This window comes from Streptomyces pseudoechinosporeus (assembly GCF_054783935.1).
In genome coordinates this window covers 1-9171 of record NZ_BAAGPS010000038.1, presented here as the reverse complement: position 1 = coordinate 9171, position 9171 = coordinate 1, and the positions used below count along the sequence as shown (strand labels likewise).

9 protein-coding genes and 2 pseudogenes are annotated in these 9171 nt (G+C 66.0%); 6 read left to right on the top strand and 5 right to left on the bottom strand.

Features of this window, described 5'->3' with window-relative positions; genetic code table 11:
- Window positions 1–53: 53 nt before the first annotated feature.
- Together ACYVO6_RS32495 and ACYVO6_RS32490 are read left to right on the top strand one after the other, a co-directional pair.
- A pseudogene (locus ACYVO6_RS32495) lies at window positions 54–797 on the top strand (DUF5753 domain-containing protein); the annotation flags it as partial.
- Entirely contained in the window at window positions 794–1009 is a 216-nt protein-coding gene (locus ACYVO6_RS32490; RefSeq protein WP_461067472.1) for a DUF397 domain-containing protein, read from the top strand. The pseudogene ACYVO6_RS32495 and the gene ACYVO6_RS32490, both read left to right, overlap by 4 nt.
- A gap of 13 nt (window positions 1010–1022) precedes the next feature.
- Here the strand turns inward: ACYVO6_RS32490 and ACYVO6_RS32485 are convergent, their stop codons facing one another.
- Together ACYVO6_RS32485 and ACYVO6_RS32480 are read right to left on the bottom strand one after the other, a co-directional pair.
- The gene (locus ACYVO6_RS32485; protein WP_461067470.1) at window positions 1023–2195 is read right to left on the bottom strand and encodes a serine hydrolase domain-containing protein; all 1173 of its coding nucleotides are present in this window, start codon (window positions 2193–2195) and stop codon (window positions 1023–1025) included.
- A 73-nt stretch (window positions 2196–2268) separates the two neighbouring features.
- Window positions 2269–3591, bottom strand: a complete 1323-nt coding sequence (locus ACYVO6_RS32480; RefSeq protein ID WP_461067468.1) for a transcriptional regulator — start codon at window positions 3589–3591, stop codon at window positions 2269–2271.
- Window positions 3592–3900: 309 nt separating this feature from the next.
- Here ACYVO6_RS32480 and ACYVO6_RS32475 point away from each other — a divergent pair, with 309 nt between their 5' ends.
- The 3 genes from ACYVO6_RS32475 (at window position 3901) to ACYVO6_RS32465 (ending at window position 6140) form a co-directional block, all read left to right on the top strand.
- Window positions 3901–4068 carry a hypothetical protein gene (locus ACYVO6_RS32475; RefSeq protein ID WP_461067474.1) on the top strand — a complete coding sequence of 56 codons (168 nt, stop codon included), beginning with the start codon at window positions 3901–3903 and terminating at the stop codon, window positions 4066–4068.
- 84 nt (window positions 4069–4152) lie between these two features.
- On the top strand, window positions 4153–5349 hold the full coding sequence (locus ACYVO6_RS32470; protein WP_461067466.1) for a JmjC domain-containing protein: 1197 nt from the start codon (window positions 4153–4155) through the stop codon (window positions 5347–5349).
- Window positions 5283–6140, top strand: coding sequence for an aldo/keto reductase (locus tag ACYVO6_RS32465; protein ID WP_461067464.1), 858 nt, complete (start codon window positions 5283–5285; stop codon window positions 6138–6140). The genes ACYVO6_RS32470 and ACYVO6_RS32465 overlap by 67 nt, the downstream gene beginning before the upstream one ends.
- On the opposite strand, the gene ACYVO6_RS32460 is transcribed toward ACYVO6_RS32465, so the two are convergent.
- The gene (locus tag ACYVO6_RS32460; RefSeq protein ID WP_461067462.1) at window positions 6128–6985 is read right to left on the bottom strand and encodes a hypothetical protein; all 858 of its coding nucleotides are present in this window, start codon (window positions 6983–6985) and stop codon (window positions 6128–6130) included. The two genes, ACYVO6_RS32465 and ACYVO6_RS32460, sit on opposite strands and share 13 nt — an antisense overlap.
- A 212-nt stretch (window positions 6986–7197) precedes the next feature.
- On the opposite strand from ACYVO6_RS32460, the gene ACYVO6_RS32455 reads away from it, so the two are divergent.
- Window positions 7198–7425: a DUF7848 domain-containing protein gene (locus ACYVO6_RS32455; RefSeq protein ID WP_461067460.1), complete on the top strand. Its 228-nt coding sequence runs from the start codon at window positions 7198–7200 to the stop codon at window positions 7423–7425.
- A gap of 620 nt (window positions 7426–8045) precedes the next feature.
- Here the strand turns inward: ACYVO6_RS32455 and ACYVO6_RS32450 are convergent.
- Window positions 8046–8400: pseudogene (locus tag ACYVO6_RS32450) on the bottom strand (serine hydrolase domain-containing protein); the annotation flags it as partial.
- A gap of 121 nt (window positions 8401–8521) precedes the next feature.
- The gene (locus ACYVO6_RS32445) at window positions 8522–8998 is read right to left on the bottom strand and encodes a hypothetical protein (protein ID WP_461067458.1); all 477 of its coding nucleotides are present in this window, start codon (window positions 8996–8998) and stop codon (window positions 8522–8524) included.
- Window positions 8999–9171: the final 173 nt, after the last annotated feature.

Sequence of the window (9171 nt, the reverse complement as noted above, 5' to 3'; positions counted from 1 at the left end):
GAGCGAAACCATGCCTGACCAGCAAGAATCAAACGATCACGTTCGGTTGAGATACGGCTTCTAAGGTCAACCGGATGGAGACGGGTAGCGGCAGAGTCCAGCCGTCCGACATCGACGCCCTGTGTCGCTTCTACGACACCGGCGATGAGCTGCGCGAGTTCCTCAAGTCCCTTGCCAGACAGGCAAAGACACGCGGCTGGTGGCAGGTGCACGGCTCGAACGCGGTGCCAACGTGGTTCTCCATCTACATCGGTCTGGAGCAGGACGCCTCCACATTCCGCCAGTACCAGTGCGAGGTGCTTCCCGGCCTCATGCAGACCCCGGCGTACGCCCGCGAACTTCACAAGACGGGCGCACACGTACCCGCCAAGGACATCGACCGGGCTGTAAATGTCCGCGTGGAGCGCCAGGCCATGCTGACGGGGCCCCAGGCCCCGGACGCCTGGTTCGTCGTCAACGAAGCTGCCCTCCACAACGTCATCGGAGATCGGCCGTTGATGAGGGAACAGCTCGAACGGGTCCTGGAATCATCGGAGTTGCCGAGCGTCACCGTGCAGGTCCTCCCATTCGACTCCGGCACCTACCCGACCACGGGGTCGTTCACCATGCTCGGCTTCCCCGATCCCGAGGACCCGGACATCGTGTACCGGGACGGCATCACCGACGCCGTCTACCTGGAAGGCGAGCATCATGTGCGTGAGTACACGAGGGCCTTCGACGGGCTGCGGGCAGCGGCGTTGAGCCCGCAGCGTTCCGCCCAACTGATCAAGTCCATCGTGAAGGAATACGCAACATGAACGCTTCAGAGCACACTCCCGACCGCACCTCTCCGTGGTTCAAGTCCTCCTACAGCAACGGCGCGGGGGGCGAATGCGTCGAGTGCGCCCACGGCGTGGACGGTGCCCTCGTGCGGGATTCCAAGAACGCCAGTGGGCCTGTGGTCGCCATCCGTACGGACGCGTGGGAGGCCTTCGTGCGGGCTTTGAGAGCGGCGGAGCACGAGTGCTGACTGCAAGTTGCGGTTACGCCAGCGACCTTCGCACTGCATCAACCAGCGACGTCGCACGCACATCGTCGAGACCACCGATGATGTGGTTCATCGCGTAGCCGAAGGCGATGCCGTGTTCCGGGTCGGCGAAGGCGAGTGAGCCGCCTCGGCCGGTGTGGCCGAAGGAATTCGGCCCGGTCATGGGGTTGGTCTCAGTGGGCAGCATGTATCCGGAGCTGAACCGGCTCGGCATCACCATCACCTGGTCCGTGCCACTGGCTTGCTCCTTGGTCGCCGATGCGAGGGTCTCTGGGGTGAGCAGGCGTACTCCGTCCACCTCTCCGATCAGCGCGGCGTACATCCGAGCCAGTCCGCGTGCCGTGCCGATGCCGTTGGAGGCCGGGAGCTCCGCGGCTTGTACCTCAGGCGAGTTGAAGTCGATCTCGGCCGGGTCGGTGACCTGGAAAGCCCTGTTGCTGAACGAGTTCGGGTCGCGCCAAGCGGCGACCATTTCGCGAAGTTCCTCGGGGATCGACTCTGGGGGCACGGTGGTGAAATCGACCTCGGGCTGCTGGTACGCCATGCGGCTGACTCGGTGGCGTTCGCTCGCGGGCAACCCGATGAAGAAGTCCAGTCCCAGGGGGCCGCCGATCTCGTCGGCGAAGAAGCGGCCCGGCGTACGGCCGGACACTCGGCGGATCACCTCGCCGACAAGCCAGCCCCAGGTCCTGCCGTGATACCCGTGCGCTGTGCCTGGAGTCCACAAGGGACGCTGAGCGGCCAGTGCGGCCACCATCGGCTGCCAGGTCAACGCCTCGGCCAGCGGCACCGGTTGGTCCAGGGCGACCAGGCTGGCCTGGTGGGACAACAGCCAGCGCACCGGGATCTCTGCCTTGCCGTTCGCGGCGAACTCTGGCCAGTACTCGGCCACCGGGGCGTCCAGGTCCAGCGCGCCGCGCTCGGCCAGCAGGTGCGCCGCGGTCGCGGTCGCCCCCTTGGTCGCCGAGTAGACCAGTTGCAGAGTGTCCCGCGCCCACGGACGATCCGTGTCAGGGTCGGCGATCCCTCCCCACAGGTCCACCACCGGCCGACCATCCCGATACACGCACACCGCGGCGCCAATGTCCCCATGCCGGGCGAAGTTCGCTGTGAACGCCTCACGCACCGGCTCGAACCCGGCCTCGACCTCACCGTCGATCGTCGTCATGCCGACCATCCTGGCATTTTGGCCGCCTGCTCCGAGGGGGCAGGCCCACTCTCGGCGCACAGGGCAGTACCAATCAGGCCGCGACGCGCAGCGCCTGAAGACGTTCGCGGAACTCACGGACGGCCGGAACGGACTTGTGCGATTCGAGTTGCTCGGAGAACTCCGTCAGTCGGTCCAATGCCCGCACGGAGCTGACTTTGTCTTCGAGGAGCTCGGCGCCGCAGGTCGCGGCGTCGAGGGCTCCGTCAAGGTCGTTACCGGCGAGGCGGGCTTCGGCGAGACGGCTGGACCGTACGGCCTTGTCCCGAGGCGTGGCTTTCTTGACGGAGATCTCCAGTGAACTCGTCGCGCGCTCCACGTGGCCGGAGCGCAACAGGACCTTGCCCTCGGTCGACTTCAGTTGCGCCTCGCCGAACCAGTCGAGCCAGTCCGGGTTTTCCTCCACCGTGTGGCGGTCCCAGAGGGAAGCGGCGCGGTTGAGTGCCGTACCGGCTCTCTGGTGATCTCCGTCGCGGGACAGCGCTTCGGCCTTGTGCAGGTAGAGGAAGGACTGAGTGTAGGGCGACAGCGTTCGAGGAGCGTTGTCGATGGCGGTCGAGATGAGATCGACCCGCTCGGCGGTCCGTCCGGCCTCGGAGACGTGGACTCCCATCTCCGCCAGGACGAACGCCCCGAAGGCGTCGTCTCCGGCGGTGCGGGCGCTGCGCATGGCCCCGACGTAGTACCGCTGTCCTGCGGACCGCAGCCCTGCGTCGTATGCCATCCAGCCGGTCAGATGCGACACCCGGGCCGCCAGTGCGTACAGGCGGATGCGGATCTTGTCCGTATAGCGGCCGGCGTTCAGGAGACCAGTGATCAGGGTGAGATCGCCGCGAGCCTGCTCCAGGAGCCTGGCGCCCCCGAGTTGGTCGTCGAGCGTGCGGAGCGTGCCGATGCGCTGTTCGATCGTCGCGACCATGGTGTCGGTGACTCGATCTCCGTTGAGCGCTGAGGCAAAGGCAGAGGGTGCCTCGGCCCAGCTCGCCGCAAGTCCCGTCAGCGCGGCGCCGGTGATGGTGAGAAATCCCCGGCGGTCCATGCGGCCGCTCGCAACCAGATCAGCCAGAGCCTCGACGGTACCGGCCTCGGTCCAGGGAGCGGTGAGTCCAGTGACTTCCCACACAGGGAGCCAGCGCGGCCACCCTTCCGCCTGAACCTGTTCGTACGGAACGCGCAGGAGGTCGGCGAGGACGCGCTGGGCGTCGGCGTCCGGCTCCTGGCCCTGCTCCCACTTCCACACGGTTGTCCGGTTGGTGGCCAGGGGGATGCCGAGCGACTTCCCCCGCGCCTGCATGAGCCTCGCGAGTTCGGCCTTCCCCCATCCGCTTGACTGGCGGACGAACGTCAGTGGGTGCATTGCTAACGCCTCACCAGTCACGTCAGGCCTCCCGTCAACTCCGTTCGGTGATGGGGAGATTACCCACGCTGACGTGCACATGAGCGCCCTCGGCGTCGGGAGAAACCCCCCAGAAACGTTCCTGGCTTGTACGTCATAGCCCTTGACTGAGTGTCAGCCACTCCAGAACAGCGCGCAGAACAGCCACGAAACCGCGGCCTCCGTGCCGCGTTGCTGACTGCCGCCCTCATCTATCTCCGCGAGCTCGGGGGCGGTCCTTGTCCTCTCGCCGGAGACCGGCGGAGGAGCCCGAAGAGGAAGGAGCACGACGTGGCAGAGCCCATGACGCCGCCCACGGTCCGGGGTGACCTTCTCGTGGCGGTGGAAGAGCTGACCACCGTCCACGACCGGTACGACAGCCTCCGGTCCGACAACCAGGGAAGTTCCGGCGATGCGCCGTGGCCGGGAGGTGACGGCAACCTGAGCGACACCGAGTAGCACCAAGGCAGCGGGGTCCGGGCGGTCCGCCGTTCTGGCTCCGCTGCGTCAGCGTCACGTGGTCCAACTCACGAGGAGGCAGGGATGGAACACCGGTTGATCAGCGCCATCGAGACGGCGCTGGGATGGAGCGGAGCGGCAGAGTTGGGCAAGGACTTCGTGCGGGGCAGCGTGAATGATCCCGACCTCGTCTCCCGCGTCCTGACCCCGAATCGCCTGCTCGACATCGCGATGCGAAGGAGTCTGAACCGCCCGCAGTTCCGCTGCTTTCAAGAGGGCGTGGAAGTGCACCCGGCCGTCTACTACACCGACAGCGTCAGCCCTCGGGGCCAAAGCATCCCCATGGCCAACATGCGCAGCCTGGGCAGGCTGCTGCGGGAGGGCACGACGCTCATCCTCGACCAGCTCAACGTCTTCGATCCGACGATGGAAGTCGCGTGCCGGGCCTTGCAGTGGTGGTCACGCGAGCGGGTCCAGGTCAACGCGTACCTGACGACGAACGACGCCGCCGGCTTCCCGCTGCACTGGGACGACCACGATGTCGTGATCGTCCAGTTGGCCGGCGAGAAGGAGTGGGAGGTACGTGGAGCCTCCCGCAAGGTCCCCATGTACCGAGACTCGGACCCCAACGAAGGCCCGAGCGAAGAGATCATCTGGTCCGGTGTGATGAAGACCGGCGACGTCATGCACATCCCACGGGGGCACTGGCACCAGGCGACCCGGACCAGCAGCGGCTCGGGCAAGAGTCTTCACGTGACGTTCGGGATCACAAAGCGCACAGGGGCGAGCTGGCTTGCGTGGCTGGCGGACTGGTGCCGCGAGCACGAGACATTCCGGCACGACCTGGACCGCTGGCACGGTACGGAGAGCGAGGCCCTGGTCGAGGCCGCCGCCCGGCTGATCGAGGAGCGCCCGCCAGCCGACTTCCTGGCCGCATACGAGCACGAGACGACGCTCCCCCGACATGTACCGTTCCTCGACATCCTGGGACCGCTCGACGCCGTGGTGTGCACGACCCATTTCCCTCCCCAGATCCGGGAGAACGGCGAGACCGTCGACGTCGTCGCTTCGGGGAAGAAGCTCACGCTCACAGCCAAGGCCATGCCCGCGCTGCGTCTGCTGCTGAGCGGCAAGCCCGTCCCGCTGGACCAAGCGGCTGCCGTCGTCGGTGCCGAGGTGGTAGAGGTGGCCGAGATCTTGCTGGAGGAGGATATGTGCGCCGCGCTGACGCCCGAGTTGTCCTCGGGCTACACCGGTCTCGTCACGAGCGCCGTCTCCTGACTGGCGCGCTGGACCTCGGCGTCACCGCGATCGACACCAGCACCAACTACCTGGGGTTCCGTTCGCATCAGACCTTGGCGCACATGGCCAACGATCTACTGCCGAAGTTCACGCTCTCAACGAAGGTGGGCTATTTCCCAGGGCCCAACAGGGTGGAGCACTCACTCAACCCCGTTCGGCTGTGCGACGCCGTAAGGCAAGCAGCACGGGACCTCAGACGGGAGCCGGACCTGGTGTTTCTACACAACCCGGAACACTCGCTCCGAGAGGCCGCACCTCACAACCGGGAGACACTGGCCCAGGCATGCGCCGCCCTCAACGATGCCAGTGCGAAAGGGCTGTGCGGGTCGTGGGGCATCGCGTCCTGGGACCCGTCACCGCTGCCCAGCCTGATCGACGCGACCATCCCAAGGCCGTCAGTGCTGATGGTCCGTGCCGGCCTGATGGTTGGCGTCCGAGCGCTCGACGCAGCAGATGCGCTGGTCGCGACATGGGACCTGGGAGACAGCATGGTGTGGGGCATGAGCCCCTTCGGAGGCAGCACCCGCGCACCGGTGTGGGACAGGATCGACACCCGGGTCTTCCTCCGAGACGGCGGCTGGCTGTCGCGCATCCAAGCGGCCTTCCGGGCCGCCTACCGACTGCCCGAGGTCGGCACTGTTGCTGTGGGCACTGATGAACCTGCCCACCTAAAGCAGCTGATGGATGCCCTGTCCGACGAGGTCGACGAACAGGTCATTCAGCAGTACCGGAGCCTCCTCAGAGGCCAGTTGGACAGTCAGTCCGCCTGAAGCTCCACCACAACCTGCTCCGCCATCCGGCGCGCCGGTTCCAGTCGAGGATCTTCAGGGTGGGCTTCCGGCCCAAGGATCTTCGAGCACACGAACAGCGTCATCAGCTTGCCGTCCCGGCTCGCGAAGTCACGGCGCCGCTCTTGCCGTACGCGATCGGCCAAGGCTGGGACGGCGAGGGAGCTTGCCCACAGTGAAGCCGAGTCCAGCCCTTGCGGCGCACGCCCCCAGTCCTCCCAGTCGAAGAGGCAGAACTTCGGAGCGGTCATGTTGGCCCAGTTCAGGTCCGCGTGGGCAGGAATCCACCGCTCAACGGTTATGTCGAAGTCTCCGGAGAACAAGCTGCGGATGGACTCGGTGACCACGGCCTGCGTGATGGTGACGGTGTCCGGCGTAGCGACGCGCCATGCGTCTTGAGCCGCGAGCGCGTCCAGCGAAACGTTGAACGCTCGCCACCAGTCGTCCGGCAGTGTCGGGGCTTCGCTCAGCACGGCCGTGCCGATCGGCGTCCCCGGAAGGAGGTCGGTCTCGTCGGCCCGCCACATCACGGGCTGATCAGTGTCTCGCCAGACCACACATCCGTGCCATGCGGGCTGAGCGATGCCCTCCAGACGCGAGGCGCACTCAGTGCCGTTCCAGCCCTGTACGCCGATCTTGTCGAGCCCCCGCCGCTCGATGCGTACCCAGGTATCGCGATTTGTTCGCGCGCCCACCGAGCGGCGTTTGCGGACTACCGTGTCCCGGTCCAAGCGGACTTGAAACGACTGCTCCACACGATCGAGAACGGCGTCAATCGGTTCAACTCGCAAGTCGTCGGATCGAGTTACAGAGGCCGAGAGCGTCATACGGGGACCGTATCAACTGCCAACCAAAAGGGAGCTCCTGTGAGCCTTGATCTGCGGCACTACACCGACTGAACCGCCCCTGCGGGCGAGACGTGCCCGGCCTGCTTGAAATCGATCAAGAAACTGGAGCAGGTCCGGCGAGGCGTCCTCGACCGTACGTCCGGGTCTCCCGTGGTGGTGTACCGCCACCTCACGTGCCCGAAGGGGGAGGGGTGACCCGCACCGTATTCCGCTACATCCAGCACAGCATCCGGCACGAGCCCGAGAGCGGCGTCACTTTCGAGGTGTTCTGCACGGAGCCCGGCTGCGGCGAGGACTCCGGCGCCCAGGAGGAACAGCTGACGGCCGGGGACTGGGCGCTGAGACACACCGGCCGCACCGGTCATGACCTGTTCCGCCGCGTCGTCACCGACCACGCCCGCGTGACCCGCGAGGAATGACACCTCCCCCCGTCCGGCGATCTCCCGTATCTCCCGCAAGCCGGAGAGGAATTGTCAAGACCTGTGGATCGGGTAGGTGTCGTGCCGCCGTGGGGGCGGCGGGTGTTCGACGAGTTGGCCGTTGACGAACGTCGCGCGCATCGGGCTACGCCCCACGGCGATGACCGGGTGGCACCTTCCAGACCGCGGCCCGCGCTACCTGGGAGGAAGAGCGTCTATTTCACGCTCCCAATGTTCGTTAAACACCTCGTTGATTCGGGTGCCCATCTCTACGAGTTCCCACCCCTTCACCTTCACGATAAGGAGCTTGAAGCCAAGACTAGGGCCTTCGAGGACAATCCACGGCTCAATCTCGCGGCACCAACCATCACCGAAGCAACGGCCCAACTCTTCGAGTGACAGGCGCATGACCCGCTGAGACAGTCCGTCTACGAACTCCTCCGAACACCTTCGCTTGTGCCTCGGACTGGGCAGGAGAAGCGTCACATCACTTTCGTGTGCACTGTGTGACATCGGGCTCCCTTCCGCGTCAAGGTCGTCGGCGCGCCGAAGCTTGCGAACAAATCTTCTCAGAACCACGTGAGCACTCTTCCTCATGACAGTAGGGACCGGTCCCGAACCTGGTGGGACAACAGCCAGCGCACCGGGATCTCTGTCTTGCCTTTCGCGGCGAACTCCGGCCAGTACTCGGCCACCGGGGCGTCCAGGTCCAGCGCGCCGCGCTCGGCCAGCAGGTGCGCCGCGGTCGCGGTTGCCCCCTTGGTCGCCGAGTAGACCAGTTGCAGAGTGTCCCGCACCCACGGACGATCCGTGTCAGGGTCGGCGATGCCACCCCAGAGGTCCACCACCGGCCGGCCGGCCATCCCGGTACACGCACACCGCCGCGCCGATGTCCCCACGCCGGGCGAAGTTCGCCGCGAACGCCTCGCGCACCGGCTCGAACCCGGCCTCGACCTCACCGTCGATCGTCGTCATGCCGACCATCCTGGCATTCTGTCTGCCGGGCTCCGAGAGGGCGGGCTCGGCGCACAGTTGGTACCAATCAGGCGGTGACGCGCAGCGCCTGAAGACGCTCACGTAACTCACGGACTGAGGGTCAGCTGTCCCCGCCACCGCAGTCATAGTTCTCCACGGCGTCGAAGGCGGGACGGTTGCGCTCGCCGTACACCGGATCCAGGACATCATTCGCGTTGGCGCCCGATTTCAAATTGCTCACCGAGGTATCGATCGCCTTGAGCACCGTACGGAACTCTTCGGCGATGTCCGGCGGCGCGCTCGCCTGCATCGGCTCACCGGTGTCGGCGATCAAGGCGGCCTTCCTCCGCAGCTCTTTGAAGTCCAGCGGCTCCCCTTCAATCGCCGCACCCACTTCGGCGCTGTAGGCAATGACGCCAGCCTGGAAGAGCGACAGATTAAGGCAGAAGGGCGAGGTTGGCGTGGCGCTCGGGCGTGCGGTCGATGGGCTGGACGAGGCCGGGACCGATGCCGGTGGCGCAGCGTCCGGGGAACTGGAGCAGCCCGCCGTCATCAGCGCGGCGGCCATCGCGAGGATCCATCTGCGTGGGGCGGTCATGGGCGGAGAGTAGGCGACGGAGTCCGGGAGGGGTCCCAGCAGACAAACGTCATGCTTCATGAGTGGCTGGCGACGAGTCTCTTGTCTGGCATCGCAGGTATTACTCAAACCTCAGAAGCCGTATCTCAACCGAACGTGATCGTTTGATTCTTGCTGGTCAGGCATGGTTTCGC

Excerpts from the sequence above, each read along its gene's own strand:
- ACYVO6_RS32490 (WP_461067472.1), top strand. The coding sequence starts at position 794 with ATGAACGCTTCAGAGCACACTCCCGACCGCACCTCTCCGTGGTTCAAG.
- ACYVO6_RS32485 (WP_461067470.1), bottom strand. The coding sequence starts at position 2,195 with ATGACGACGATCGACGGTGAGGTCGAGGCCGGGTTCGAGCCGGTGCGT.
- ACYVO6_RS32480 (WP_461067468.1), bottom strand. The coding sequence starts at position 3,591 with ATGCACCCACTGACGTTCGTCCGCCAGTCAAGCGGATGGGGGAAGGCC.
- ACYVO6_RS32470 (WP_461067466.1), top strand. The coding sequence starts at position 4,153 with ATGGAACACCGGTTGATCAGCGCCATCGAGACGGCGCTGGGATGGAGC.
- ACYVO6_RS32460 (WP_461067462.1), bottom strand. The coding sequence starts at position 6,985 with ATGACGCTCTCGGCCTCTGTAACTCGATCCGACGACTTGCGAGTTGAA.
- ACYVO6_RS32445 (WP_461067458.1), bottom strand. The coding sequence starts at position 8,998 with ATGACCGCCCCACGCAGATGGATCCTCGCGATGGCCGCCGCGCTGATG.